Genomic DNA, 26,023 nt, shown 5'->3' on the forward strand with positions numbered 1-26,023 from the left:
GAAGGGGCCAATCGTGCTGGGTGGGCCGTCCGGAAACGACCCGCATTCGATGCCCGCTTTGGTAACCGGCCAAGCCTACCACATTCGCCGGGCGTGTCCGACTGGCAAGGCAACAAGAGATGTGCGGTATTCGCCTCTCAGCCGCGTGGGTGGTGGCGGGCGTGCAGGTCTTGCAGGCGGGCCCGGGCCACGTGGGTGTAGATCTGAGTCGTGGACAGGTCGCTGTGGCCCAGCAGCATCTGCACCACGCGCAAGTCGGCGCCGTGGTTGAGCAAATGGGTCGCGAAGGCATGGCGCAGGGTGTGGGGTGACAGCGACTTGCCGATGCCGGCCACCGTGGCCTGGTGCTTGATGCGGTGCCAGAAGGTCTGGCGGGTCATCTGCTCGCCGCGCTGGCTGGGGAACAGCACATCGCTGGGGCGCCCGCCCAGCAGGTCATTGCGGCCGTCACGCAGGTAGCGTTCCACCCACACCACCGCCTCTTCGCCCATGGGCACCAGCCGTTCCTTGCTGCCTTTGCCCATCACCCGCAGCACACCCTGGCGCAGGTTGACCTGGTCGAGCGTCAGGCTGACCAGCTCGGTCACCCGCAGGCCGCAGGCATACAGCACCTCCAGCATGGCGCGGTCGCGCTGGCCGATGGGCTCGCTGAGGTCTGGCGCCTTGAGCAGCGCCTCGACGTCGGCTTCCGACAGGGATTTGGGCAACGGCCTGCCCAGCTGCGGCATCTCCACCTGCAGGGTCGGGTCCACGGCGATCAGCTTTTCGCGCAGCAAGTAACGATAGAAGCCTCGTACACCTGAAAGAAACCGCGCCGTGGAGCGTGGCTTGTAGGCCTGGTCGACACGCCAGGCCAGGTGGTCGAGGATCAGCTCGCGCCCCGCCTGGGGCAACGCCACGCCCTGTTCCTGCAACCAGCCATTGAACAGCGTCAGGTCACTGCGGTAGGCGTCGCGGCTGTTGTCGGACAGCCCCTTTTCCAGCCACAGGGCGTCGAGGTATTGGTCGATGAGCGGGTGGTCTGCAGCAGGCATCAGGGCGAACCGGGCGAGGAAAACCCGCAGTTTACCTTACACGCCTGGCAGCACGGGTATCGGGCGCTTGTCGTCGTCGATGGCGACGAAACTGAACACCCCTTCGATCGCCTTTTCACGGCCGTCGCTGCTCATGCTCTCGACGAACACTTCCACCCGCACCTTGAGGCTGGTGTTACCGACCTTGACCACGGTGCCTACCAGTTCGACGATAGTGCCGGCAGCAATCGGATGATTGAAGTCGATACGGTCAGTGGACACGGTGACCAGCGGCAAGCGGCAGAAGCGCGTGGCGGTGATGAACGACACTTCATCCATCCATGCCAGGGCGGTACCGCCGAACAGGGTGTTGTGGTGGTTGGTGGTGGGCGGGAACACCGCCTTGGTGACGCGGCTGACCGACAGTTCGGTGCGGCGCTGGATCTCTTGATCGCGTGGGGTCATGGGTGCTGCCTGTCTGAAGGTGGCATAAATTTCAGGCACAAAAAAGCAGCCCGCAGGCTGCTTTTTTCTTGCATCGGTAAAACGGCTATTAAGCCAGTTTTTCCTTGATGCGAGCTGCTTTACCCGACAGGTCGCGCAGGTAGTACAGCTTGGCTTTACGCACGTCACCACGACGTTTCACGGCCATGCTGTCGATCTGCGGGCTGTAGGTCTGGAAAGTACGCTCTACGCCAACACCGTTGGAGATCTTGCGAACAGTGAAAGCACTGTTCACACCACGGTTACGCTTGGCGATGACAACGCCTTCGAACGCCTGCAGACGAGCGCGGTCGCCTTCCTTCACTTTCACCTGAACGACGATGGTGTCGCCCGGGGCGAAGGCCGGGATTTCTTTGGTCATCTGCTCGGCTTCGAGTTGCAGAATGATTTTGTTGGTCATGCTGTGCTCCTAAGGTAAATCGTTGTGATCTACCATCGATACGTTAACTATCGTCCCGCTCACGGAGGTACTCCGTCAGCAGCTTCTTCTCTTCTCCAGAAAGCGAGCGTCTTTCCAGAAGATCGGCACGTCGTTCGTAGGTCCGCCCAAGGGACTGCTGCAAACGCCAGCGCCGGATGTGTGCATGATTGCCACTTAGCAATACGTCGGGAACACGCTGATCCGCATACACCTCCGGTCGGGTGTAGTGCGGGCAATCCAGCAGCCCATCCGTGAAGGAATCTTCCTCCGCGGAGTCCGCATGCCCTAAAGCTCCGGGCAGCAGTCGTGTAACCGCATCGATCAGGACCATCGCCGGCAGCTCACCGCCAGACAGAACATAGTCACCAATCGACCACTCTTCATCGACATGAGCCTGAATGAACCGCTCGTCGATGCCTTCATAGCGCCCTGCGATCAGAATCAACGACTCCGATTCAGCCAGTTCGCGTACCCCCTGCTGTGTCAGCTGGCGGCCTTGCGGCGACAGGTAAATGACCTTCGCCGACTCCCCCGCTGCGTTCCTGGCCTCGGCCAGCGCGTCTTCCAGGGGCTTGATCTTCATTACCATGCCCGGACCACCGCCAAACGGCCGATCATCCACCGTATGGTGACGATCTGTGGTGTAGTCCCGCGGGTTCCAGCAGGTCAGTTGCAACAACCCCTGTTTCACCGCGCGGCTGGTAATGCCGTACTCGCTGATGGCCGAGAACATCTCGGGGAACAGACTGATCACTTCTACGCGCAGGCTCGCCATTGCCTAGAAGTCCGCGTCCCAATCAACCTTCATCTCACCCGCTACCAGGTCGATGGCCAACACACACTGCTCCGTATAGGGCAGCAGGCGCTCGCGATCATCCAGGCTGCCAGCACAAGGCTTGACCACCATCACATCGTTCGAACCGGTCTCCAGCAAGTGATCGATCTTCCCGAGCAATTGCCCGAGCTGGTCGATGACATGCAGGCCTTCCAGCTGGTACCAGTAGTACTCGCCGTCAGTCAGGTCGGGAAACTGGTTACGCGGCACGCAGATTTCGTAGCCGGAAAGAAGCTGGGCTTCATCACGGTCGTCGAGACCCTTGAGCTTCGTGACCAGGAACTTGCTTTGCAAGCGCCCGCTGACCAGCTCTACCTGCTTGTCCACGCTGCCCTGGCGCTTGAGCGTCCAGGTCTTGTAGTCCAACAGGTTGTCTATCGGATCAGTAAAGGAGTAAACCTTCACTTCGCCACGAACGCCGTGAACCGAGAAAATCTTGCCGATAACGATCAAATCATCAGCAGTAGCTGGCGTCGTGTTCATATTGCTCAGGCCGCGGCCTTGGCAGCTTCCTTCAGCAACTGAGCAACGCGCTCAGAAGGCTGTGCACCAACGCTCAACCAGTGGTTGACGCGCTCTTGGTTCACGGACAGGCGGATTTCCTGACCACGAGCCACTGGGTTGAAGAAGCCAACGTGCTCTTTGTGCGAGCCGTCACGCGGGTTGCGCGAGTCGGTCACGGTCAGTTGGTAGAATGGGCGCTTTTTGGAGCCGCCACGGGCAAGACGGATGGTTAGCATTGAACATCGTTCCTGTAGTCGGTGCTGCAAATCATAATGCACAGCGGGCACACGGGTGCCCGAAAGGCCGCATATTCTCAAGGAATATCCGGACTTTTGCAAATGCCTTTTTCCGGCACATACAGTGTGGCTGTTCGATTTGCCTTATATAGCCATCATCACGATGGCCGTGGGCCCTGCCGAAGCAGGGTTACAGCAGTGTTCGCATCACTGCGAACGGCGCAGGCCGGGGCCTGCGCCAATTCCTTACATCTTGGGCATGCCACCGCCGCCGGGCAGCATGCCGCCCATGCCGCGCATCATCTTGGCCATGCCGCCCTTGGTGGAAAACTTCTTCATCATCTTCTGCATCTGCTTGTGCTGCTTGATCAAGCGGCCAATGTCCTGCACCTGGGTACCGGAACCGATGGCGATACGGCGTTTGCGCGAACCGCTGATCAGGTCAGGGTCGCGGCGCTCGGCCGGGGTCATGGAGTTGATGATGGCTTCCATTTGCTTGAACTGCTTTTCAGCGGCGTTCTGGGCGTTGCCCATCTGCGACAGGTTCATGCCACCGATGCTCGGCAGCTTGTCCATCAGGCCACCCAGGCCGCCCATGTTCTTCATTTGCTGCAGCTGGTCACGGAAGTCTTCGAGGTCGAAGCCCTTGCCCTTCTTCAGCTTCTTGGCCAGTTTGTCGGCCTTCTCTTTATCCAGGGTCTGCTCGGCCTGCTCGATCAGGCTGAGCACGTCGCCCATGCCCAGGATCCGCGAGGCGATACGGTCCGGGTGGAAAGGCTCGAGCGCTTCACTCTTCTCGCCCATGCCGATGAACTTGATCGGCTTGCCGGTAATGGCCCGTACCGACAGCGCGGCACCGCCACGGGCATCACCGTCGACCTTGGTCAGGATGACGCCGGTCAGTGGCAGCGCATCGCCAAAGGCCTTGGCGGTGTTGGCGGCGTCCTGGCCGGTCATGGCGTCGACCACGAACAGGGTTTCCACCGGCTTGATGGCCGCGTGCAGGTCCTGGATCTCGCCCATCATCTCGGCGTCGATGTGCAGACGGCCGGCGGTGTCGACGATGACCACGTCGATGAACTTGAGCTTGGCTTCGCGGATGGCCGCTTCGGCGATGGCCACCGGCTTCTGGCTGATATCGGACGGGAAGAAGGTCACGCCGATGTCGTTGGCCAGGGTTTCCAGCTGCTTGATGGCCGCCGGACGGTAGACGTCAGCCGACACCACCATGACGGTCTTCTTCTTGCGCTCCTTGAGGAAGCGCGCCAGCTTGCCGGCAGTGGTGGTTTTACCCGCACCCTGCAGACCCGCCATCAGCACCACGGCCGGTGGCGCGGCGTTGAGCGCCAGGTCTTCGTTGGCCGCACCCATCAGGCCTTCGAGCTCGATCTGGACGATCTTCACGAACGCCTGGCCCGGGGTCAGGCTGCGCGACACTTCAGTGCCGACCGCACGCTCCTTGACCTTGTTGACGAAGTCCTTGACCACTGGCAGGGCCACGTCGGCCTCCAGCAACGCCATGCGCACTTCACGCAGGGTGTCTTTGATGTTGTCTTCCGTCAGTTTGGCCTTGCCAGTGACATGGCGCAGCGTCTGGGAAAGACGTTCGGTAAGGTTTTCAAACATGCGCGATCCTTTCAGGCTCAATTGAACCGAGGTTAAGCAGCCTGGCCCGTGATTAAGCAGAGGCGCGGCGAGGGCAGTCGGCGATTATAGCGAAGACTCCGCGCCACGGACACCAGTGCCGCGCCAGTCTTTCTTGTGACAGCGGTTCTATGCCACACTCAGCGACTTTCGGGCTTGCTCCACAGGACTTATGCTCCCCTTGTCACCCAGTTTGCTACCCAGCCTCGCCGCCGCCTTCCTTTATGCCGCTGCGACCGTCTACCACGGCACCCGCGTGAACCAGCGGGCCACGGTGGACAAACGCCTTCTCTACCTCGTCGGCACCCTGGCCGTGGTGGCCCAGGGCATCGCGCTGAAATTCCAGCTGATGACCCCGCTTGGCCTGAGCCTGGACTTCTTCGGCGCCGCCAGTCTGATTTCCGCGGCGGTCATTGCCCTGACGCTGATCGCCTGCACGCGCATCCCGGTGGAAAACCTGTTGCTGTTGCTGTTCCCGCTGGGTGCCCTGACCACCCTGGTGGCGCAGTTCATTCCCAAGGGTACCGTGCCGCTGATCAACGAAGAGCCGGGGATGCTCGCGCATATCCTGCTGTCGATCCTGGCCTACGGCATGTTCACCATCGCGGTGTTCCAGGCGCTGTTGCTGCTGGTGCAGAACCACCAGCTCAAGCACAAGCACCCGGCCGGCCTGATCAAGAACTTCCCGCCCCTGCAGACCATGGAAAGCCTGCTGTTCGGATTCCTGTGGGCCGGCTGGGCGCTGTTGTCGATGTCGCTGATCTCCGGCTGGCTGTTCGTCGAGAACCTGTTTGCCCAGCACCTGGTGCACAAGACCCTGCTGGCATGCCTGGCCTGGATCGTGTTCAGCGTGCTGCTGTGGGGCCGCAACCGCCTGGGCTGGCGCGGCCACAAGGCCATCCGCTGGACCCTGGCGGGCTTCTGCCTGCTGATGCTGGCGTATTTCGGCAGCAAGCTGGTCCGCGAATACATTCTGCACATCTGACAGGCGAGTAAATGGACAATCTCCCGTTGGGCTCGATGCTGGGCGTCGTGCTGCTGTCGATGCTCTGGTCGGCCATGTTCACGGGCGTCGAGACGGCCCGCAACCACCTGGCCGCCCTGCGCACCCGCCGCAAGGTGGGCGAGCGCCCCAGCCTGGCATTCCCACTGGAAAGCCTGGTGCTGTGCAACACCCTGTGCCGCGTGCTGGCCGTGGTGCTGGGGGTGTTCCTGGCGGTCTACCACTGGCACGTGAAAGGCCTGTGGCTGGGCGGCCTGATCATGGCCGCGCTGCTGGTGACCTTCTGCGAATACCTGCCGCGCCTGCTGGCCCGCCGCTACCCCGAACCCTTCATCGGCCTGGGCAACTCGTTGCTGCGCCTGCCGCTGAAACTGCTTTACCCCCTGGTCTGGCCGTTCAGCGGCATCGCCCGCCTGCTGCTCAAGCCTTTCGCGCCGATCGCCACGCCCATCGCGCGCCAGCATGACGACGAAGACCACGCCGAGCCCGACGGCGACCAGGACGACGAAACCCCGGATGCCCCGCACTTGCTCGGCGGCCTGCAGGCGCTGAACCGCATCACCGTCAACGACATCCTGGTGCCGCGCAGTGAAGTGGACGGCCTGAACCTGGACGACCCGATCGAGAAAATCGCCGAACAACTGATCATCAGCCGGCACACGCGCCTGCCGGTGTACCACAACGATATCAACCAGGTGGAAAAGGTGCTCAACACCCGCCAGGTCAGCCACCTGCTGCCCAAGGGTGCATTGACCATGGAGGCCTTGCTGGCAGCCTGCTACGACGCCTACTTCGTGCCGGAAAGCACCCCGCTGCACCTGCAATTGCTGAACTTCCACAAGCAGCAACGGCGCCTGGGCATCGTGGTGGACGAATACGGCGAAGTGCAGGGCATCGTCACGCTGGAAGACATCCTCGAGGAAATCGTCGGCGAGTTCGAGGAAGAACACAGCATGGACAACCCTCACGTGCACCCTCAACCCGACGGGCGCTTTGTGGTGGAAGGCGCGGCGTCCATCCGTGAACTGAACAAGACCCTGGGCTGGCACTTGCCCAGTGATGGGCCCAAGACCCTCAATGGCCTGGTCACCGAAGCACTGGAAAGCATTCCTGACTGCGCGGTGTGCCTGAAGATCGGCCGCTACCGGCTGGAGATTCTGCAGGCCGAGGAAAACCGCGTGACCCGGGTGCTTATCTGGCATACCAGCAGCCTGCCCAAGCTGGCCTGAAGGGGCGGCGCCTTGTGGGCGCCACCCCTGTCGGTCTGGACGCCCACCACCCCCCTTCCTATAATCAAGCCGGCTTACCCAGCCAACTGCCGCCGCCCCTGCTACCCGCCTGGAGGTGTACCGGCCTTCCTCCTGCGGCCCACCCTGCCCCGCACCCATAATAAATTCGCCCCGCCCCAGCGCGGGAGCACGACTGCCAGGGATTCTGCAATGAGCACCAGCACCTACGCTGCCAGCGGCACGGACCAGCCGCTCAATTCCACCGCCCGGGTGGCAACCGCCAGTTTCATCGGCACCGCCATCGAATTCTACGACTTCTATGTGTATGCCACGGCCGCGGCCCTGGTGATCGGCCCGGTATTTTTTCCCCAAGGCTCGGCCACCGCGCAGATGCTATCGGCCTTCCTCACGTTCGGCATCGCCTTCCTGGCACGCCCGCTGGGCTCGGCACTATTCGGCCACTTCGGCGACCGGGTGGGGCGCAAGTCGACCCTGGTGGCTTCGTTGCTGCTGATGGGGGTGTGCACCACCCTGATTGGCGTGCTTCCAGGCTATGACCAGATCGGCGCCTGGGCGCCGGTCCTGCTGTGCGTGCTGCGCTTCGGCCAGGGCCTGGGGCTGGGCGGCGAATGGGGTGGCGCGGCGCTGCTGGCCACCGAAAACGCCCCCAAGGGCAAGCGGGCCTGGTTCGGAATGTTCCCGCAACTGGGGCCATCCATTGGCTTTCTTGCCGCCAACGGCTTGTTCCTGAGCCTGGCCGTGCTGCTCAGCGACGAGCAATTCCGCGCCTGGGGCTGGCGGTTGCCGTTCTTGCTGAGCGCCCTGCTGGTGATGGTAGGCCTGTATGTACGCCTGAAACTGGAAGAAACCCCGGTATTCGCCAAGGCCATGGCCCAGCACGAGCGGCTGAAACTGCCCCTGGTGGAACTGTTCGCCCAATACTGGCGGCCCATGCTGCTGGGCGCGGCCTCCATGGTGGTGTGCTACGCGCTGTTCTACATCTCCACGGTGTTCTCGCTGAGCTACGGCGTGGCCACCTTGGGTTACAGCCGTGAAAGCTTCCTGGGCATGCTGTGTTTCGCGGTGCTGTTCATGGCGCTGGCCACACCGATCTCCGCGGCCTTGAGCGACCGCTTCGGCCGCAAGCCGGTACTGGTCATCGGCGGCGTGCTAGCGATCGTTTCGGGCTTTGCCATGGAGCCTTTGCTGACACAGGGGTCGACCACCAGCGTGGCACTGTTCCTGAGCATCGAATTGTTTCTGATGGGCTTTACCTTCGCGCCCATGGGCGCCCTGCTGCCGGAACTGTTCCCCACGCGGGTGCGCTACACCGGGGCTTCGGCGGCCTATAACCTGGGCGGTATCGTCGGCGCATCGGCCGCGCCGTTCGCGGCGCAGAAGCTGGTGAGCCTGGGTGGGCTGAGCTGGGTGGGCGGGTATGTATCAGCGGCAGCACTGCTCAGCGTGCTGGCGGTGCTGTGCCTGAAAGAAACGCGGGATGAGGATTTGAGCCTGGTGGACTGAGGTTGCAAGCTGCAAGCCAAAGATTCCTGGCTTGCAGCTCCACGCTTACAACTCGACGTTGACGGCTTGTGCAGCGCGGGTCGCCTTGGAGCGGGCCGCCTCGATGGACTCGTCACGCGCCAGGGCCACGCCCATGCGGCGTTGGCCGGCCACTTCCGGCTTGCCGAACAGGCGCAGGGCCGTGTCCGGCTCGCTCAGGGCAGCGCCCAGGTTGGCGAACGCGGTCTGGGTGGAGTTGCCTTCCACCAGGATTACCGCCGAAGCGGACGGGCCGAACTGGCGCACCAGCGGAATCGGCAGGCCGAGGATGGCGCGGGCGTGCAGGGCGAACTGGGACAGGTCCTGGGAAATCAGGGTCACCAGGCCGGTATCGTGGGGGCGAGGCGAGACTTCGCTGAACCACACCTGGTCACCCTTCACGAACAGCTCGACGCCGAACAGGCCACGGCCACCCAGGGCCTCGGTCACGGCCTTGGCCACACGCTCGGACTCGGCCAGGGCCACCGGGCTCATGGCCTGGGGCTGCCAGGACTCCTGATAATCGCCCTTCTCCTGGCGGTGGCCCACCGGGGCCAGGAAGGTGGTGCCACCGACGTGACGCACGGTCAGCAGGGTAATCTCGTAGTCGAAGTCGATGAAGCCTTCGATGATCACCCGGCCCTTGCCGGCACGGCCGCCTTCCTGGGCGTAGTCCCAGGCCTTCTGCACGTCGTCGGCGCCCTTGATCAGGCTCTGGCCCTTGCCCGACGAACTCATCACTGGCTTGACCACGCACGGGAAACCCAGGTCCTGCACAGCGTTGCGGTACTCTTCGAAGGTGTCGGCGAAGTGGTACGGCGAGGTCGGCAGGTCCAGTTCTTCGGCGGCCAGGCGACGAATACCTTCACGGTTCATGGTCAACTGCGCGGCGCGGGCGGTCGGCACCACGGTAAAGCCTTCGGACTCCAGTTCCACCAGGGTAGCGGTGGCGATGGCTTCGATTTCCGGCACGATGTAGTGCGGCTTCTCGGCCTCGATCACCGCACGCAGCGCGGCGCCATCGAGCATGTTGATCACATGGCTGCGGTGGGCGACCTGCATGGCCGGGGCATTGGCATAACGGTCGACGGCGATCACTTCAACGCCCAGGCGTTGCAGCTCGATCACGACTTCCTTGCCCAGCTCGCCGCAGCCACACAGCAGTACGCGCGTCGCGGTAGGCGACAGTGGAGTTCCGATACGGGTCATTTCAGGTCCTTAAGGGGAACGGGTTATCGCAGGCCACCAGCTGCGGCCCACCGAAGCGGCATTTTACATCAATCAGCCGGCCGCCGTGGTGCGACGCGACCGCCAGGCCATGGCCAGCCACACGCAGGTGACCCCGGCGAACTTGGAGCCCAGGGCAGTGAGGACCACCGCCGGCGTCAGGGCACCGATCATGCCGAAGAAGATGAAGGTATCCAGCGGAATGCTCAGCGCCGAGCTGATCCACAGGCGGTCGTGCAGTGGGCGCCTGGTGACCGTGAACACCAGCCAGTCGATCAGTTCGGACAGGCCGAACGCGGTGGCACTGGCCACGGCGATGGCCGGGTCCGAGGTGACATAGGACAGCACCAGCGCCACCAGCATGGCGACGAAGGCGCCGTGGCCAAAGCGGGTCTGGACCATGTCGCGCAGGATGAACACCAACCCGCCCCAGGCCGACCAGATGATGTCCAGGTGCGGCGCGGCACTGAAGGCGAAGTTGATCAGCACGACGCTGGCAATGTAGGAAAGCAGGAAAAGCATGGTGCCTCGGGCGGATGCCATCAATGAACAGGGCCGGTCGCCCACAAGAGAAATCAGGCGCCGGCGACGAACATCATGCCGCCGGCCACGGCGCGCTCATGGCATTTGACCAGCACTTCGCGGCGCTCGTCGTTGCTCATGCGCCCCCAGCGGGTGATCTCGGCCGCCGTGCGTTGGCAGCCAGTGCAGATATCGTCGTCATCCAGGGCACACACCTGCACACAGGGCGAGGCGACGGGGCGTTCTTGGGTCATCAGTCTTCCTGGGGCTCAAGCTCCCGGGCGTAGCGCCGGGCATTGTGGACATAGTGGGCGGCGCTGCCTTCGAGCATCTTCTTCTGCGCCTCGGTCAGCTCGCGTACGACCTTGCCGGGCGAGCCCATCACCAACGAACCGTCGGGGATCTCCTTGCCTTCGGCGATCAGCGCGTTGGCGCCGATGATGCAGTACTTGCCTATCTTCGCGCCGTTGAGGATCACCGCGTTGATACCGATCAGGCTGTAATCGCCCACCGTGCAGCCATGCAACATGGCGTTATGGCCGATTGTAACACCGCGCCCCAGCGTCAGGGGCGAGCCCATGTCGGTGTGCATCACGGTGCCGTCCTGCACGTTGCTGTCAGGGCCGATGTCGATCAACTCGTTATCGCCACGCAACACGGCGCCGAACCACACGCTGGCGTTTTCCTGCAGGCGCACGCGGCCGATCAGGGTGGCAGTGGGGGCAGCCCAACTGTCGGGGTGCGTCTCGACACGGGCATCGCCCAGCCGGTATTTCATCGGTGAGTCCTCAGGCAGGCAAGTGGCGGCTCGCGGGTCCGCTCAGGTTGAGGTGAAACGTTCAGGGGGCCGGTGCAGGCTGATATCCGCGTCGTAGATCAGGTTCACCAATTCCACGATCATGATCGCCGACAAGCCCCAGATCTTGTATTCACCAAAGCGATAGCTGGGCACATACCAACTGCGGCCCTGGTAATCGATACGGTGGGTATGTTCGCGCGGGTCCTGGCGGAAGAACGCCAGCGGCACGTTGAACACCGCGGCGATCTCGGCGTCATTGGCGCGGTATTCGACGAAGTCGGGAATGATGCCCACGAAAGGCGTGACCTTGAGGCCATGCTTGGACACCAGCGGGCTCAAGGGCCCCAGCACCTCGACAAGCCCTGGCGGCAGGCCAATCTCTTCCTCGGCCTCGCGCAGGGCAGTGAACACCAGGTCGGGGTCTTCGGGGTCGCGGCGCCCACCGGGGAAGGCCACTTCGCCGCCATGGGTGGAGAGGCCCTTGGCGCGCAGGGTCAGCACCAGCTCGGGCTCATCACTGCGGGTAATGGGCATCAGCACGGCAGCCTCGGGAAAACGACGATCGGTCTCCAGGGTCCGTGGCCTGTGGCTGCTCATCCGGCGCAGTAGCTCGTCCAGCATGGTCTCTCTCTTTTCGATGCCCTGGGGCAATCATGCACCAAAGCCGCGCCGTGCCCAACCCCCTTGCTCGGCGAGCCCGCTGGCGCCAAGATAGGCGCAGCGAACAGGAAGCCCGAGATGAAATTCTGCAGCCAGTGCGGCAACCCGGTCAGCCAGCTCATCCCCCAGGGCGATAACCGCCTGCGGTACGTGTGCGGGCACTGTGAATTCATTCACTACCAGAACCCCAATATAGTCGCCGGTTGCCTGCCTGTGTGGGGTGATCGCGTATTGCTGTGCCGGCGCGCCATCGAACCGCGCCGCGGCTACTGGACCCTGCCCGCCGGCTTCATGGAAAACGGCGAGACCCTGGAGCAGGCCGCCAGCCGCGAGACCGAAGAAGAGGCTTGCGCGCGCGTGCGCCAACTGGCGCTGTACACCCTGTTCGACTTGCCGCACATTAGCCAGGTGCATGTGTTCTTCCGCGCCGAACTGGCCGACCTGGATTTCGCCGTCGGCGAGGAAAGCCTGGAGGTACGCCTGTTTGCCCAGCACGAGGTCCCTTGGGCGCAGCTGGCTTTTCCCACGGTAAGCCGTACCTTAGAATGCTACTTTGCCGACCGCCTGGGTCACGACTACCCGGTTCGCAATGAATATCTGCCGCCGCTGCACGGGCTGGCGCAGACCTGAACCCGACCGTGTCACGCGGCACCGGCGCAAGCGGGGTGCGTTTACCTGCAGGATTGATCGTTAAATGCGCTGGTTGCTTGCCCTCTTCTGTCTGTCGTTCGCCACGGTGTCCTCGGCTGCCTTCACCGTCACCATCGAGAAAAAGCCGGTGTCGCAACTGCCCGCCAACGTCATCGACCCCGTGCACGGGGTGACGCCCAGCGTGCCGAAGAATCTCGCCAACGCCGTGGTCGACAAGGTGCTGGTGATCAAGTCGACGCACCAGTTGCAACTGCTCAGTGAGGGCCAGCCGCTCAAGACCTACCGTGTGTCCCTGGGCAAACGCCCGCGCGGGCCGAAGGAGTACGAGGGTGACATGCGTACCCCCGAAGGCTTCTACTGGCTGGACTGGCGCAAGGTCAGCGACCGCTTCAACCTGGCCATCCACGTCTCCTACCCCAACACCACCGACGCGGCACGCGCCCGCAATGCCGGCGTCCCGGCGGGTGGCATGATCATGATCCACGGCACGCCGGACAGCGAGGACTACCCCGAGTGGTATTTCAACAGCCTGGACTGGACCGACGGCTGCATCGCCATGAAAAACCAGGACATGCGCGAGCTGTGGAGCATGGTCAAGGATGGCACCATGATCGAAATCCGACCTTGAGCCTGCACCGGCCGGCAGCCCCTTGAACAAAATGGAACGATAGTTCCAGATTATTCCTACAGATTTTCTAGACGCATCCGAATTCGAACGAGTGTGTAAATAGGTAAATTCTTCCCTATCGGATGTATTTACCCACTCAGAAGAATAACAAGATGCGTGCCCTCCTCCGCCTGCTGGCCTGCTGCACCCTCCTCGCCCCGGTTGCCTACGCCGACGAGACCCTGCGCTGGCTCGACCAGCAGCGGCGCGAGCGCGACGGCCTGGAGCGCGAGGAACGCCTGCGCCAACTGCAGCGCCAGGTACAGGCCGCTCCCCAAGGGCGACCGCCAGAGGCTGACGACGGCAGTAACCGATGCTGGCCCTTGCCTGGCGTGCGCCTGAGCGGCAACCACCTGATCAGCGACGCCGCCTTGCGTCAGCGGCTGGCGCCTTACGTGCGCCCCTGCCTGAGCGTCGACGCCATCCGCCACATGCTCGCCGCCATCACCCGGGCCTATGTGCAACGTGGCTACATCGCCGCCCGCGCCTACCCGGCCGCGCCGCCCGCGGCGGGCGAACCGTTGGAGATAACGGTGGACGAGGGTTTCGTCGAGTCCATCGAGCTGAATGACGACAGCCTGCCGGTGTCGCTCAAGGGCGCTTTCCCCGACATGGTGGGCAGGCCCTTGCACCTGCCTGCCCTGGAACAGGGGCTGGACCAGCTCAACCGCCTGCGCAGCATCGACCTTCAAGCGCAGATCGCGCCAGGCGAACTGGCAGGTGGTTCGCGGATCCTGCTGGTGCAACGCGCGCACCACTCTCGCTGGGGCCTGGGTGTGCGGTACGGCAACGGTGGGGATGCTGTCACCGGCCGCCACGGCTTGAGTCTGGTGGCCAGCCACGACAATCCGCTGCACGTGAACGATGTGCTGCACGTCAGCCTGTTCCGCAGTGTCGGCGCCGCCCCCAACCATGCCAGCGGCGTGGGCCTGTATTACAGCGTGCCCTACGGCCCCTGGACGCTGGGTGCCAGCCTGGCGCGCAGCCAGCAGGTGGCTTTCGCACCGGTCAGCCATACGCGTAGCGAAGCCGTCGGTACCAGCGAAAGCCTGAGCCTGAACCGCACGGTGTGGCGCGACCAGCACACCCTGGTCGGCGCCAGCCTGCGCCTGACCCGCAAAAGCCAGGAGCGCTGGATCGCAGGCCGGCGCTATGCCCGCGCCGATGACCACCTGACCAGCGCCAGCCTGGACCTGAACGTGCTGTGGCTGGGCCGCGCCACCTGGAGCGGGCAACTGGGCTACGACCACGGCCTGCCCTGGTTCAATGCGACCGCCCGCAGCCACCAGCGCTGGCGCGCGGCGGTGATGCGCACCCGGCAATGGCCTGTTCCGGGGCGCCTGTGGCGCTGGGACAGCAGCCTGGAGGCGCAATACAGCCCCAACCCCCTGCCCGCCAGTGAGCAGGCGCTGCTCAGCAGCCCCAACAGTGTGCGCGGCTTTCGCGACAGCAACATCGCCGCCAGTAGCGCCCTGGTGTGGCGCAACAGCCTGGGCGTGACCCTGCCGCTGGGCCGCGGCCTGGCCCTGACGCCCCAGGTGGGCCTGGACTACGGCCGCGGCTGGGGCACCTACACCCGCGAACACCAGTACCCCGCCCTCGCCGCCCTGAGCGGCGGCGCCAGCCTTGGCTGGCCCGGCGGGGAACTGAAACTCGAATATCGCCATGCCATGGTGATCAAGGACGGCCCTTCCTCAGAGCCGGGCTTCTGGAACACGGAGCTGAAACTGGACTTCTGACTCATCTATAAAAGAGATAACAACGTGAATCAGCACACCTTTCGATTTCCCCTCAACCCCTTGCGCTGGGCCATTGCCAGCGCGCTGCTGGGCTCCAGCCTGGCGGCCCTTGGCGACGGCGTTACCCCTGTGGCCGGGCCCGCAGGCATGCCCGTGATCGTCGACCAACAAGGCATTCCCGCGGTGGATATCGTCATGCCCGACGCCCAGGGCACGTCCCACAACCGCTTCGGTGATTACAACGTTGATGCACAGGGCTTGATCATCAACAACGCCCTGCAGGGCGGCCAGGCGCAATTGGGCCCTGTACTGGAGGCCAACCGGCATTTTCAGGGCCAGGCCGCCAGCGCCATCGTGTTCGAAGTGACGGGCATGAGCAGCTCGCGCATCAATGGCCCCCAGGAGATCTTCGGCCAGCGGGCCGACTACATCCTGGCCAACCCCAATGGCATCAGCGCCAACGGTGCCAGCTTCATCAACACCAACCGCGCCACCTTCCTGGTAGGCATTCCGGAACTGGAGGACGGCCGCATCGTGCGCCTGGCCGCCAGCCATGACCAGGCAGTCCTGGCGGTAGGTGAAGGCGGAATCAACAACCCCCAGGGGGCACTGGAGTTGATCACCCCGGTCATCGATGGCCGCGGCCTGCTGGCCAGCCGGGACGCACTGGACATCACCCTGGGGCACAACACCCTGGCTTATCCGGACCGGACGCTGCTGCGCACCGCCGCGCCAACGGCGCCGCCTGTCGACGCCCACCTGCTGGGCGCCATGCGCGCCGGGCGTATCAGCATCGTCAGCACCACTGAAGGCGCCGGGGTAAAGATGCCCGGCAGCCACCTGGTGGGCCGCGACGGGGTGGCGATCAAGGCACAGGGTGACGTGCACCTGGGCCAGGGCATCGTCAGCGCCGCACAGGGCGATGTGCACCTGGACAGCAATGCCGACCTGCGCCTGACCGCCGTGCAGGTCAAAGGCGAAAACATCGAGATCAGGGCCGGCAAGGCCTTGCGCCTGGATACCCGCGCCCGTGAGCAGGTGAGCCGCGACCACCAACAGAAAGACCGCAAGGCCTGGTTCATACCCACCGAGGAGTACTCCAGGCGCACCACCACGACCACCCGCGAACACCTGGCCACCGACCTGCAAACTCCGGGCGACCTGAGCCTGGCGGCCGGCACCGCCCTGCACCTGAGCGGCGCCACCGGCAAGGCAGGCAAGACCCTGACCCTGGACAGCAAGGGCACCACCACCGTTGAAGCGGTAGTGGACCGCAAGGAGGTGTTTGAAACCGTGCGCCACCGCAAGCACCTGTGGCGCGGCGACAGCAACACCACCGATGCCAACGAGACCCACCGCCCCAGCGTGCTGGAGGGAGCCGTGGTCAACGTCGACAGCGTAGGCGACGTAGCCATCGTTGGCAGCCGCCTGCACAGCCAGGGTGACGGCACGCTGCGCACTGCGGGCGGTGTCACGCTGGACAGCCAGGCGCTGACCGGTGGTCAGCAGAAGGCCGACTACCGTGGCGACCTGGCCGGCGGGTTTTTCTTCGGCAAGACTGCCAGCGACAACACCACCAAGGTCAGCCAGAAAGGCAGTGAAATGCACTCGGCGTCCAACCTGCGCGTGGACGTGGTCGACAAGGCCGTGCTGATCGGTTCGCGCCTTGATGCCAAGGGCGACGTCGTCGTCACCGCCCCCAAGGGCATCGAATTGCGCCCGGCCCTGGACACCGAGCAACACAACGGTCAGGCAAAGCAGCAAGGCTTTGCCGTGGCTGCTGGCGAAACCAAGCAGGCGGGCGACGGCAAGGACAGCAGCAAGCAGTATTACGCCGAGGTCGGCTACAAGGTTGAAAACACCAAAAGCGACCGTGCCACCAGCACGCCGGTGGCGCCTGAAATCAAGGGTGGCACGGTGAAGCTGAAGAGCGAAGGCACCGTGAAGCTGGTCGACGCCAAGGTTCATAGTGAGACCGCCACGCACATCGACGCACCGCACCAGCAACTGCTCGCCAGCCAGGCAACCAAGCGCGAAAGCCGCACCCTCACCACCAGCGACGGCACCTTGCGCGTGACCGGCGGCATCGACCGGGCCGGCAGCAGCTTCGATGGCGGGTACGCGAAAGACACGCAAAGCCGGAACGAAGCCACTCACGTCGGCACGGTCATGACCAGCAATGGCAGCCAGGCGCTCACAGGCGACACCTTCACCAGCGAAGGCTCGTCGGTGGCCAGCAAGGGCAAGACCAGCCTGGGCTTCAGGCAAGCCACCCAGCTGGCCGTCAACGACAAGGTGACCACCGAAGAACACCGGCACGTCACCCGCGCTTCGCTGGGCGCCAGTGCCGAATATACCGACATCACCCGGCCTATCGAGAAAGTGGTGAAGGGCGAGGACCAGAGCCGCTTCCAGAACCAGGCCGTGGAAGACAACCTTTTCGCTCCCAGCCTGGGTGCAGACCTGATGGTGACCCACCTGCAACGCGACAGCGTCAAGGCCGACGAGACCGCCAAGGTGTCGAGCCTTGGCGGCAGCGAAGTACAGGTCAATGTGCGCGATGCCCTGAAGGACGTCGGCACCCGTTACCAGGCCACCGAAGGCAAGGTGCTGATCACTGCCGGCAGCCATGACCAGGCCGCTGCCGCCAATCGTGCCCACGACAGCCTCAAGCGCCTGGACGTGGACGTTCGTGCCCGGCTGGACACCAACACGGGCTCCGACCTCAACGTCAAAGTGGTCGGCAGCGGTGGCTCCATCGACAAGCAGGGCCAACAGCACACCGCCGTGCCGGGCCTGATCGAGGGCAAGGCCGGCATTCAGGTGCAGTTGGGCACAGACGGTCGCTACGAAGGCAGCCAATTCAAGAGTGAAGCGGGCGACATCAGCCTCAAGGCCGGCGGCGCCGTGGCGCTCGAACAAGCGCGAGACCAGCAGACAACCCAGGAGACCACCGTCAACGGCTCATCCTGGGTCAAAGTGGGCACTGGGCCGGAGACTGGAAAAAGCGGGGGTGGCAGCGTGATCGGCAAGTACAACACCGCCAGCACCGCCGACAGCCAGGGCCGTGGCGCGCACATCAGCACGCCCGGGGCGGTCAGTATCGAGGCAGGCAAGCAGGTGCTGATGCAGGGTAGCCAGGTCGGCAGCACTGAACAGAAGGTCGCCAGCCTTGATATCAAGTCCGGTGAGCGTGCCACGGTCGCCGCCAGTACCGACACCCACGAGGCCAGTGGCAGTCTCTATGGCGGTGGCCTGCAGTTGAGCATGGCCGGCAAGGCGCCATCTGGCGCCAAAGGTGGTGGCGTGGGCGGCAGCCTTGAGCTGGGCCGCACCCGCGAGCAAAGCACCACGGCCAAGGGCGCGCACTGGCAGGTGGCGGGCGCCACGCAGATCAGTGCCGGGGCCAGCGACGATAAAGCCATCGCGCTTGAGGGGCTGCAACTGGACGCCAAGCGCCTGAGCCTGGACGCCAGCAAGGGCGGCCTGGCGATCACCGCTGCCGAGTCCCAGGAAAAACGCGACAACCGTGGGGTCGGCGTGGGCCTGAGCGTCAACGGCGCTACCGCCACTGAGGCCACCAAAGGCAACAGTGCCATTCATGGTCGCGCCACCCTGGGCCTGGACAAGCTGGCCAGCACCACGTTTGACAACAGCCAGTTGCGGGTGGAACAGCTGCAACTCGACACCCGCCGCGATGCCCGGTTAAGCGGCGTGCAGGTGCAGGCCGACACCATCAAGGGCACCGTGGCGGGCGACCTGCTGGTGGAAAGCCGCCAGGACCAGGTCAACGGCTACAAGGTTGATGTGGATGCGCGCCTCAACGCCGACCAGAACCCGCAGGGCCTGCTCAATGGTGCCAGTGCGCTGGCCGGGCCTGCCGCGGGCAAGATCTCGGGCAACGTCGCCAAGGGCATTCAGAAAGCCGACCCCGGCTTCGCCCCTACCCTGCACCTGGATGCCAGCAAGACCACCCGCGACACCGCAGGCGCCCAGAGCGTGCTCAACGGCCGGGATGGCATCGCCCTGAACGTCGAAGGCAGCACCCAACTCAACGGCGCACAGCTGAGCAGCGCACGTGGCCAGGTCGACCTGGGCGGCGGCACGGTGAACACCAGCAGTTTGAGTGGAAACGACCATGTGTTCGGCATCGAGGGCAAACTGTCGATCGTGCCGGAGGAAATGACCCAGAATCTGCTCAATGCCTTTACCGGCACACAGGACAGCAAAGACCGGACCTCAGACCTGGGGCTGATTCGCACCAAGGGGCATGACCGGGAGCAGACATTGCAAGGGGGAATAAAACACAAGGAGGGCTGACCTGGCCTCAGCTACCACTGTGGGGGTCAGATGTCGGCGAGGCGCCAGACTTCGTAGGCGGGCGTTTCGTAAGGGTGGCTGCGCTTGAGCGCCGCCACCACCGTTTCGATCAACTCGTCAGCTACCACCAGCTCGACCTTCCATTCCTCTACCCGCTCCAGTTGCCCGCTCTGCCCCAGGAACGGCGTTGCGCCGTCCATGGGGCGGAACTGGCCCTGGCCCAGGACCTGCCATGCGCACCTGTCGTAGTCGCCGATGCGGCCGCCACCGGCGGCAAACACGGCGTCCTTGACAGCCTCTACATGGCTGGGCGGGACGAAGAAGGCAAGCTTGTGCAAGGCCTCAGTTCACCCAGACGCGCGCGTTGCGGAACATGCGCATCCACGCAGCGTCTTCGTTCCAGTCATCCGGACGCCACGAGTTCTGCACGGCACGGAACACACGCTCAGGGTGCGGCATCATGATGGTGACACGCCCGTCGCGGCTGGTCAGGCCAGTGATCCCGCGCGGCGAGCCGTTCGGGTTGGCCGGGTAGGCTTCGGTGACCTTGCCGTGGTTGTCGACGAAGCGCAGTGCCACGCAACCGGATACATCGGCTTCGATCAGCGCCTGCTCGTTGGCAAACTCCGCATGGCCTTCGCCGTGGGCGATGGCGATCGGCATGCGCGAACCGGCCATGCCCTGCAGGAACACCGAATTGGATTTCTGCACCTCGACCATCGCTACGCGCGCTTCGAACTGCTCGGAGCGGTTGCGCACGAAGTGCGGCCAGAACTCGGTGCCCGGGATCAGCTCGTGCAGGTTGGACATCATCTGGCAACCGTTGCACACACCCAGGGTGAAGGTGTCGTTGCGCTCGAAGTACTGCTGGAACGCATCACGGGCACGGGCGTTGAACAGCGCCGACTTGGCCCAGCCCTCACCGGCACCCAGCACGTCGCCGTAGCTGAAGCCACCGCAGGCCACGAGGCCCTTGAACTCGTTCAGGTCGACGCGGCCAGCGAGGATATCGCTCATGTGCACGTCGATGGCGTTGAAGCCGGCGCGGTCGAAGGCGGCGGCCATTTCGACCTGGCCGTTGACGCCCTGCTCACGCAGCACGGCCACTTGCGGGCGAACGCCTTTCTTGATGTAGGGCGCGCTGATGTTGTCGTTGACGTCGAAGCCCAGCTTGGCGCTCAGGCCGGGGTTGTCTTCTTCCAGCAGGGCGTCGAACTCCTGGTCCGCGCACTCGGCGTTGTCGCGCAGGCGCTGGATCTGGTAGCTGGTCTCGGCCCACTGGCGCTGCAGCAGGCGACGGTCGCCTTCGAACAGCACGTCACCGTTGAAGCTGATGCTCACGTGGCCATTGTTCACTGGCTGGCCGATCACGGCCACACAGTCACCCAGGCCGGCAGCGCTGAACTGGGCGAGGATGTCGGCGGTGGCGTCCTGGCGAACCTGGATCACGGCGCCCAGCTCTTCGTTGAAGAGAATGGCGTTGATCTCATCCTTGGCATGGGCCAGGGTGTCCAGGTGCAGGTCCAGGCCGCAGTGGCCGGCGAAGGCCATTTCCATCACCGTGGTCAGCAGACCACCGTCGGAACGGTCGTGGTAGGCCAGCAGGTGGCCGTCGGCGTTCAGCCCCTGGATGACGGCAAAGAACGCCTTCAGGTCTTCGGCATCGTCCACGTCCGGCGCGGCCTTGGCCAGCTTGGCGTGGGCCTGGGCCAGGATCGAGGCGCCCATGCGGTTCTGGCCGCGGCCCAGGTCGATCAGCACCAGGTCGGTCAGGCCCTTGTCCATGCGCAGTTGCGGGGTCAGGGTCTTGCGGATATCGACCACCGGGGCAAAGCCGGTGATGATCAGCGACATCGGCGAGGTCACGCTCTTCTCGGTGCCCTCGTCGCTCCAGCGGGTCTTCATGGACATGGAGTCCTTGCCCACCGGAATGGTGATGCCCAGCTCTGGGCACAGTTCCATGCCCACGGCTTTCACCGCGTCGTACAGGCGCGCGTCTTCACCTGGGTGGCCAGCAGCGGACATCCAGTTGGCCGAGAGCTTGATGTCGGAGATTTTCGCGATGGACGAAGCGGCGATGTTGGTCAGGGTCTCACCCACGGCCATGCGTGCCGATGCCGGGGCATCGAGCAGCGCCAGCGGCGTGCGCTCGCCCATGGCCATGGCTTCACCGGTGTACACGTCGAAGCTGGTGGCAGTGACGGCGACGTCGGCCACCGGAACCTGCCACGGGCCGACCATCTGGTCGCGGTTGACCAGGCCGGTGATGGTGCGGTCGCCGATGGTGATCAGGAAGCTCTTGCTGGCCACGGCAGGGTGGTGCAGCACGCGCTCGATGGACTCGCCCAGGTCGAGCTGGGCCGGGTCGAAGGCATCGCCCAGCTCGCTTTCGCGCACCGCCGAACGGTGCATGCGCGGGGCCTTGCCCAGCAGCACTTCCAGTGGCATGTCCACGGCGTTGTTGCCGAAGTGGCTGTCGGTCACGGTCAGTTGCGGCTCGGCGGTGGCCTCGCCCACTACCGCGAACGGGCAGCGCTCGCGCTCGCAGATGGCCTGGAAGCGCTCGAAGTCGGCAGCGTCGACGGCCAGCACGTAGCGTTCCTGGGATTCGTTGCTCCAGATTTCCAGCGGCGCCATGCCCGGCTCGTCGTTGGGCACGTTGCGCAGCTCGAAGCGGCCGCCACGGCCACCGTCGTTCACCAGTTCCGGGAAGGCGTTGGACAGACCGCCCGCGCCCACGTCATGGATGAAGCTGATCGGGTTCTTGTCACCCAGCTGCCAGCAACGGTCGATGACCTCCTGGCAGCGGCGCTCCATTTCCGGGTTTTCACGTTGTACCGAGGCGAAGTCCAGGTCGGCCGAGCTGGTGCCGGTGGCCATGGAAGAAGCAGCACCGCCGCCCAGGCCGATGAGCATGGCCGGGCCGCCGAGCACGATCAGCTTGGAGCCGACGGTGATCTCGCCTTTCTGCACGTGTTCGGCGCGGATGTTGCCCATGCCGCCTGCGAGCATGATCGGCTTGTGGTAACCGCGCACTTCTTCACCGTGCGGGGTATCGATGGCCTGCTCGAAGGTACGGAAGTAGCCGGTCAGGGCCGGGCGCCCGAATTCGTTGTTGAACGCGGCACCGCCCAGCGGGCCGTCGATCATGATGTCCAGCGGGGTGACGATTCGCTCGGGTTTGCCGTAGGCCTTTTCCCAAGGCTGTTCGAAGCCCGGGATGTTCAGGTTCGATACGGTGAAACCGGTGAGGCCAGCCTTGGGCTTGGCGCCACGGCCAGTAGCGCCTTCGTCGCGGATCTCGCCGCCGGAACCGGTGGACGCACCCGGGAACGGCGCGATGGCCGTCGGGTGGTTGTGGGTTTCCACCTTCATCAGGATGTGCACCGGCTCCTGCACCGCACCGTACTGGCGGGTCTCCGGGTTGGGGAAGAAACGGCCGGCGACGCTACCGACGATGACCGAGGCGTTGTCCTTGTAAGCCGACAACACGCCTTCGCTGTGCATCTGGTAGGTGTTCTTGATCATGCCGAACAGGCTTTTTTCCTGGCTCTGACCGTCGATGTCCCAACTGGCGTTGAAAATCTTGTGACGGCAGTGCTCGGAGTTCGCCTGGGCGAACATCATCAGTTCGATGTCATGGGGGTTGCGCCCCAGGCCTTCGAAACTCTTGACCAGGTAGTCGATCTCGTCTTCGGCCAGGGCCAGGCCCAGCTCGACGTTGGCCTTTTCCAGCGCGGCGCGGCCGCCGCCCAGCACGTCCACCGCGGTCAGTGGCTTGGGCTCGGCGTGGCTGAACAGGCCGGCAGCCTCTTCAAGCCTGCTCAGTACCACCTGGGTCATGCGGTCGTGCAGCAGGCCGGCGACCACGTGGGCCTCGTCGTCGCTGAACTGGCCGCTGACATAGAAGGCAATACCACGTTCCAGGCGCTGAACAGTGGCCAGGCCGCAGTTATGGGCGATATCGCTGGCCTTGCTCGACCATGGCGAAATGGTACCGAAGCGCGGCATGACCAGGAACAGGCGGCCATTGGGCTCCTGTACCGGCACGCTCGGGCCGTACTTGAGAAGACGAGCAAGGACTTGCTGCTCGTCAGCGGACAGTTCACCGGACACTTCGGCGAAGTGGGCAAATTCAGCGTACAAGCCACTAACAGCGGGGACTTTCTGGCTCAGTTGCTCGAGTAATTTACCGTGGCGAAAGGCAGAAAGGGCAGGAGCGCCGCGCAGGATCAACATCGTCGGGACAGCCTCAGGAAGGGGTGTGCTTAGAGGCCGTGCATTCTAGCCTAAACCGCCGCCGCAGGCACCCAAAACGCTACTGACGGCATAAGCCGGGCGTCGGAGGGCATATCCTGTCTCAGGAGTCAAATATTTCCGACCTCCAGAGCGCATGGCAACCCGGTCCTGCAGGCATGGGAAGTAGCTTGCGTGATTCGCCTAGCAGACTCGCGCGATGCTGTCGAGATATGGCGCCCGACCCGCTTTGCGTATACTGCACCGATGCATTCAAAGACTGCCTCACGCCCGCGCTATGCCAAATGGCTGATCGCTACCGGTCTCCTTCTATTGCTCAGCGGCTGCGTCGACAAACCCAGCACGCTCGAGCGAGTCAAGGAGGACGGCGTATTGCGCGTGATTACCCGCAACAGCCCCGCTACCTATTTCCAGGACCGCAACGGCGAAACCGGTTTCGAGTACGAACTGGTCAAGCGTTTCGCCGATGACTTGGGCGTGCAGCTGAAAATCGAAACCGCCGACAACCTCGACGACCTGTACAGCCAGGTGGGCAAACCCAACGGCCCGGTGCTGGCCGCCGCTGGCCTGGTCAGCGATGACCAGCGCAAGGCGCAGGTGCGCTTTTCTCACCCCTACCTGGAAGTCACGCCCCAGGTCATCTATCGAAACGGCCAATCACGCCCCACCGACGCCGCCGACCTGGTAGGCAAAAAGATCATGGTGCTCAAGGGCAGTAGCCACGCGGCCCAGTTGGCCGAGTTGAAAAAGCAGAATCCTGCCATTCAATACGAAGAATCCGACGCGGTCGAAGTCGTTGACCTGCTGCGCATGGTGGACGAAGGTCAGATCGATCTGACACTGGTGGATTCCAACGAACTGGCGATGAACCAGGTCTACTTTCCCAACGTGCGCGTGGCCTTCGACCTCGGCGATGCCCAGCAACAGCGTTGGGCGGTGGCGGCCGGCGAAGACAACAGCCTGCTCAACGAGATCAACAGCTACCTGGACAAGGTGCAGAAGAACGGCACGCTGCAGCGCTTGAAGGACCGGTACTACGGCCACGTGGACGTACTCGGCTACGTCGGCGCCTACACCTTCGCCCAACACCTGCAGCAACGCCTGCCGCACTTCGAGAAAAACTTCCACGCCTCGGCAAAGAACGAACAGGTGGACTGGCGCCTGCTGGCCGCCATTGGCTACCAGGAATCCATGTGGCAGGCCGACGTGACGTCCAAGACCGGCGTGCGCGGCCTGATGATGCTGACCCAGAACACCGCCCAGGCCATGGGCGTGTCCAACCGCCTCGACCCCAAGCAGAGCATCGAAGGCGGCGCGAAGTATTTCGCCGTGGTCCGCGACCAGCTGGACGACAAGATCACCGAACCGGACCGTACCTGGTTTGCCCTGGCGGCCTACAACGTCGGCAGCGGCCACCTGGAAGACGCCCGCACCCTGGCGAAGAACGAGGGGCTGGACCCCAACAAGTGGCTGGACGTGAAGAAAATGCTACCGCGCCTGTCGCAGAAGCAGTGGTACAGCAAGACCCGCTACGGCTACGCCCGCGGCGGTGAGCCGGTGCATTTCGTCGCCAACATCCGCCGTTACTACGACATTCTCACCTGGGTGACCCAGCCGCAACTGGAAGGCGGCCAGGTGGCCGAGAGCAACCTGCACACGCCGGGGGTGAACAAGGACAAGCCGGCGCAGGACAACCCTTCGCTCTAGCCTTGGCGCGGGAGCTGGCGGCCAGCGTCCACCCCCACCCTCTGCTCCCCACCCCCAGCTAGCCCTTGGCCCTGCGCGCTTTGAAGAACTCGCTGAGCATCGTCCCGCACTCCTCTGCCAGCACCCCACCCTCGATCAGCACCCGATGGTTGAGAAACCCCTGCGCAAAGAACTGCCCCTGGCTCTGCGCCACCCCTGCCTTCGGCTCCAGGGCGCCATACACCACACGGCTGACCCGCGAATGCACGATCAGCCCCGCGCACATGCTGCACGGCTCCAGCGTTACATACAGGGTGCTACCCGGCAGGCGGTAATTGCTCACCGCCTGGGCCGCCGCGCGAATGGCAACCATCTCGGCGTGGGCACTGGGGTCGCTGCCGCTGATCGGGCAGTTGAACCCGCGCCCGATGATTTCACCGTCGTGCACCAGCACAGCGCCTACCGGCACCTCGCCCATGGCGGCGCCCTGGGCCGCCAGGGCCAGGGCCTCGCGCATGAAGTGCTGGTCGCGGCTGCGGTCGATGATCTGTGGCTGGCGCATCT

23 protein-coding genes are annotated in these 26,023 nt (G+C 64.1%); 8 read left to right on the forward strand and 15 right to left on the reverse strand.

Annotated elements, in window-relative coordinates:
* Positions 1-137 precede the first annotated feature (137 nt).
* The 7 genes from xerD to ffh form a co-directional block, all read right to left on the reverse strand.
* Positions 138-1,034 (reverse strand): site-specific tyrosine recombinase XerD, encoded by an 897-nt coding sequence (xerD, locus tag QBK88_RS16295; RefSeq protein WP_277962845.1) that lies wholly within the window; start codon positions 1,032-1,034, stop codon positions 138-140.
* A gap of 36 nt (positions 1,035-1,070) precedes the next feature.
* Positions 1,071-1,478, reverse strand: coding sequence for an acyl-CoA thioesterase (locus QBK88_RS16300; protein WP_268145066.1), 408 nt, complete (start codon positions 1,476-1,478; stop codon positions 1,071-1,073).
* 88 nt (positions 1,479-1,566) lie between these two features.
* Positions 1,567-1,917, reverse strand: coding sequence for a 50S ribosomal protein L19 (rplS, locus tag QBK88_RS16305; protein WP_027978895.1), 351 nt, complete (start codon positions 1,915-1,917; stop codon positions 1,567-1,569).
* A 43-nt stretch (positions 1,918-1,960) separates the two neighbouring features.
* Positions 1,961-2,713, reverse strand: a complete 753-nt coding sequence (gene trmD / locus QBK88_RS16310) for a tRNA (guanosine(37)-N1)-methyltransferase TrmD (protein WP_027978896.1) — start codon at positions 2,711-2,713, stop codon at positions 1,961-1,963.
* Between the two features lie 3 nt (positions 2,714-2,716).
* Positions 2,717-3,256, reverse strand: coding sequence for a ribosome maturation factor RimM (gene rimM / locus QBK88_RS16315; RefSeq protein ID WP_277962846.1), 540 nt, complete (start codon positions 3,254-3,256; stop codon positions 2,717-2,719).
* A 5-nt stretch (positions 3,257-3,261) separates the two neighbouring features.
* On the reverse strand, positions 3,262-3,513 hold the full coding sequence (gene rpsP, locus QBK88_RS16320; RefSeq protein WP_008366201.1) for a 30S ribosomal protein S16: 252 nt from the start codon (positions 3,511-3,513) through the stop codon (positions 3,262-3,264).
* A 246-nt stretch (positions 3,514-3,759) separates the two neighbouring features.
* A complete protein-coding gene (ffh, locus tag QBK88_RS16325; protein WP_158157769.1) occupies positions 3,760-5,139 on the reverse strand; it encodes a signal recognition particle protein in 1,380 nt (459 codons plus the stop codon).
* 190 nt (positions 5,140-5,329) lie between these two features.
* Here ffh and QBK88_RS16330 point away from each other — a divergent pair, with 190 nt between their 5' ends.
* From QBK88_RS16330 to QBK88_RS16340, 3 genes are all read left to right on the forward strand, one after another.
* Positions 5,330-6,142 (forward strand): cytochrome c biogenesis protein CcsA, encoded by an 813-nt coding sequence (locus QBK88_RS16330; RefSeq protein ID WP_277962847.1) that lies wholly within the window; start codon positions 5,330-5,332, stop codon positions 6,140-6,142.
* Positions 6,143-6,153: 11 nt separating this feature from the next.
* Positions 6,154-7,389: a transporter associated domain-containing protein gene (locus QBK88_RS16335; protein WP_277962848.1), complete on the forward strand. Its 1,236-nt coding sequence runs from the start codon at positions 6,154-6,156 to the stop codon at positions 7,387-7,389.
* Positions 7,390-7,599: 210 nt separating this feature from the next.
* Positions 7,600-8,913 carry an MFS transporter gene (locus QBK88_RS16340; protein WP_277962849.1) on the forward strand — a complete coding sequence of 438 codons (1,314 nt, stop codon included), beginning with the start codon at positions 7,600-7,602 and terminating at the stop codon, positions 8,911-8,913.
* 45 nt (positions 8,914-8,958) lie between these two features.
* Here the strand turns inward: QBK88_RS16340 and purT are convergent, their stop codons facing one another.
* The 5 genes from purT to QBK88_RS16365 all read right to left on the reverse strand — a co-directional run bounded on the left by purT (position 8,959) and on the right by QBK88_RS16365 (position 12,100).
* A complete protein-coding gene (gene purT, locus QBK88_RS16345) occupies positions 8,959-10,140 on the reverse strand; it encodes a formate-dependent phosphoribosylglycinamide formyltransferase (RefSeq protein WP_158154826.1) in 1,182 nt (393 codons plus the stop codon).
* A 72-nt stretch (positions 10,141-10,212) separates the two neighbouring features.
* Positions 10,213-10,680 (reverse strand): preQ0 transporter, encoded by a 468-nt coding sequence (locus QBK88_RS16350; RefSeq protein ID WP_277962850.1) that lies wholly within the window; start codon positions 10,678-10,680, stop codon positions 10,213-10,215.
* A gap of 53 nt (positions 10,681-10,733) precedes the next feature.
* Positions 10,734-10,934, reverse strand: a complete 201-nt coding sequence (locus QBK88_RS16355) for a DUF1289 domain-containing protein (RefSeq protein ID WP_176570009.1) — start codon at positions 10,932-10,934, stop codon at positions 10,734-10,736.
* Positions 10,934-11,458, reverse strand: coding sequence for a gamma carbonic anhydrase family protein (locus tag QBK88_RS16360; RefSeq protein ID WP_268145084.1), 525 nt, complete (start codon positions 11,456-11,458; stop codon positions 10,934-10,936). Before QBK88_RS16360 ends, QBK88_RS16355 begins: the two co-directional genes overlap by 1 nt.
* A 42-nt stretch (positions 11,459-11,500) precedes the next feature.
* Complete coding sequence (locus tag QBK88_RS16365) at positions 11,501-12,100, reverse strand: CoA pyrophosphatase (RefSeq protein WP_268145086.1); 600 nt, start codon at positions 12,098-12,100, stop codon at positions 11,501-11,503.
* Positions 12,101-12,217: 117 nt separating this feature from the next.
* Here QBK88_RS16365 and QBK88_RS16370 point away from each other — a divergent pair, with 117 nt between their 5' ends.
* The 4 genes from QBK88_RS16370 (at position 12,218) to QBK88_RS16385 (ending at position 19,516) form a co-directional block, all read left to right on the forward strand.
* Positions 12,218-12,769 (forward strand): NUDIX hydrolase, encoded by a 552-nt coding sequence (locus QBK88_RS16370; RefSeq protein WP_277962851.1) that lies wholly within the window; start codon positions 12,218-12,220, stop codon positions 12,767-12,769.
* Between the two features lie 64 nt (positions 12,770-12,833).
* Complete coding sequence (locus tag QBK88_RS16375) at positions 12,834-13,418, forward strand: L,D-transpeptidase family protein (RefSeq protein WP_268145088.1); 585 nt, start codon at positions 12,834-12,836, stop codon at positions 13,416-13,418.
* 152 nt (positions 13,419-13,570) lie between these two features.
* A complete protein-coding gene (locus QBK88_RS16380) occupies positions 13,571-15,196 on the forward strand; it encodes a ShlB/FhaC/HecB family hemolysin secretion/activation protein (RefSeq protein WP_277962852.1) in 1,626 nt (541 codons plus the stop codon).
* 24 nt (positions 15,197-15,220) lie between these two features.
* Positions 15,221-19,516 (forward strand): hemagglutinin repeat-containing protein, encoded by a 4,296-nt coding sequence (locus tag QBK88_RS16385; protein ID WP_277962853.1) that lies wholly within the window; start codon positions 15,221-15,223, stop codon positions 19,514-19,516.
* A gap of 26 nt (positions 19,517-19,542) precedes the next feature.
* On the opposite strand, the gene QBK88_RS16390 is transcribed toward QBK88_RS16385, so the two are convergent.
* Together QBK88_RS16390 and purL are read right to left on the reverse strand one after the other, a co-directional pair.
* Positions 19,543-19,854 (reverse strand): Nif3-like dinuclear metal center hexameric protein, encoded by a 312-nt coding sequence (locus QBK88_RS16390; RefSeq protein ID WP_277962854.1) that lies wholly within the window; start codon positions 19,852-19,854, stop codon positions 19,543-19,545.
* Positions 19,855-19,858: 4 nt separating this feature from the next.
* Positions 19,859-23,755, reverse strand: a complete 3,897-nt coding sequence (purL, locus tag QBK88_RS16395; RefSeq protein WP_277962855.1) for a phosphoribosylformylglycinamidine synthase — start codon at positions 23,753-23,755, stop codon at positions 19,859-19,861.
* A gap of 264 nt (positions 23,756-24,019) precedes the next feature.
* Between purL and mltF the strand changes: the two genes are divergently transcribed.
* Positions 24,020-25,480 carry a membrane-bound lytic murein transglycosylase MltF gene (mltF, locus tag QBK88_RS16400; RefSeq protein WP_277962856.1) on the forward strand — a complete coding sequence of 487 codons (1,461 nt, stop codon included), beginning with the start codon at positions 24,020-24,022 and terminating at the stop codon, positions 25,478-25,480.
* 58 nt (positions 25,481-25,538) lie between these two features.
* Here the strand turns inward: mltF and tadA are convergent, their stop codons facing one another.
* Complete coding sequence (gene tadA / locus QBK88_RS16405; RefSeq protein WP_277962857.1) at positions 25,539-26,021, reverse strand: tRNA adenosine(34) deaminase TadA; 483 nt, start codon at positions 26,019-26,021, stop codon at positions 25,539-25,541.
* Positions 26,022-26,023 lie beyond the last annotated feature (2 nt).

The organism is Pseudomonas sp. RIT-To-2 (assembly GCF_029623465.1).
In the GTDB taxonomy this organism is placed as follows: Bacteria; Pseudomonadota; Gammaproteobacteria; order Pseudomonadales; family Pseudomonadaceae; genus Aquipseudomonas; species Aquipseudomonas silvicola.

Bases quoted from the DNA above. Each gene is read 5' to 3' on its own strand.
- QBK88_RS16370 (WP_277962851.1), top strand. From the start codon at position 12,218: ATGAAATTCTGCAGCCAGTGCGGCAACCCGGTCAGCCAGCTCATCCCC.
- QBK88_RS16340 (WP_277962849.1), top strand. From the start codon at position 7,600: ATGAGCACCAGCACCTACGCTGCCAGCGGCACGGACCAGCCGCTCAAT.
- tadA (WP_277962857.1), bottom strand. From the start codon at position 26,021: ATGCGCCAGCCACAGATCATCGACCGCAGCCGCGACCAGCACTTCATG.
- QBK88_RS16330 (WP_277962847.1), top strand. From the start codon at position 5,330: ATGCTCCCCTTGTCACCCAGTTTGCTACCCAGCCTCGCCGCCGCCTTC.
- purT (WP_158154826.1), bottom strand. From the start codon at position 10,140: ATGACCCGTATCGGAACTCCACTGTCGCCTACCGCGACGCGCGTACTG.
- QBK88_RS16355 (WP_176570009.1), bottom strand. From the start codon at position 10,934: ATGACCCAAGAACGCCCCGTCGCCTCGCCCTGTGTGCAGGTGTGTGCC.
- purL (WP_277962855.1), bottom strand. From the start codon at position 23,755: ATGTTGATCCTGCGCGGCGCTCCTGCCCTTTCTGCCTTTCGCCACGGT.
- QBK88_RS16375 (WP_268145088.1), top strand. From the start codon at position 12,834: ATGCGCTGGTTGCTTGCCCTCTTCTGTCTGTCGTTCGCCACGGTGTCC.
- ffh (WP_158157769.1), bottom strand. From the start codon at position 5,139: ATGTTTGAAAACCTTACCGAACGTCTTTCCCAGACGCTGCGCCATGTC.
- xerD (WP_277962845.1), bottom strand. From the start codon at position 1,034: ATGCCTGCTGCAGACCACCCGCTCATCGACCAATACCTCGACGCCCTG.
- QBK88_RS16300 (WP_268145066.1), bottom strand. From the start codon at position 1,478: ATGACCCCACGCGATCAAGAGATCCAGCGCCGCACCGAACTGTCGGTC.
- QBK88_RS16335 (WP_277962848.1), top strand. From the start codon at position 6,154: ATGGACAATCTCCCGTTGGGCTCGATGCTGGGCGTCGTGCTGCTGTCG.
- QBK88_RS16360 (WP_268145084.1), bottom strand. From the start codon at position 11,458: ATGAAATACCGGCTGGGCGATGCCCGTGTCGAGACGCACCCCGACAGT.
- QBK88_RS16380 (WP_277962852.1), top strand. From the start codon at position 13,571: ATGCGTGCCCTCCTCCGCCTGCTGGCCTGCTGCACCCTCCTCGCCCCG.
- mltF (WP_277962856.1), top strand. From the start codon at position 24,020: ATGCATTCAAAGACTGCCTCACGCCCGCGCTATGCCAAATGGCTGATC.
- QBK88_RS16365 (WP_268145086.1), bottom strand. From the start codon at position 12,100: ATGCTGGACGAGCTACTGCGCCGGATGAGCAGCCACAGGCCACGGACC.
- rimM (WP_277962846.1), bottom strand. From the start codon at position 3,256: ATGAACACGACGCCAGCTACTGCTGATGATTTGATCGTTATCGGCAAG.
- trmD (WP_027978896.1), bottom strand. From the start codon at position 2,713: ATGGCGAGCCTGCGCGTAGAAGTGATCAGTCTGTTCCCCGAGATGTTC.
- rplS (WP_027978895.1), bottom strand. From the start codon at position 1,917: ATGACCAACAAAATCATTCTGCAACTCGAAGCCGAGCAGATGACCAAA.
- rpsP (WP_008366201.1), bottom strand. From the start codon at position 3,513: ATGCTAACCATCCGTCTTGCCCGTGGCGGCTCCAAAAAGCGCCCATTC.
- QBK88_RS16350 (WP_277962850.1), bottom strand. From the start codon at position 10,680: ATGCTTTTCCTGCTTTCCTACATTGCCAGCGTCGTGCTGATCAACTTC.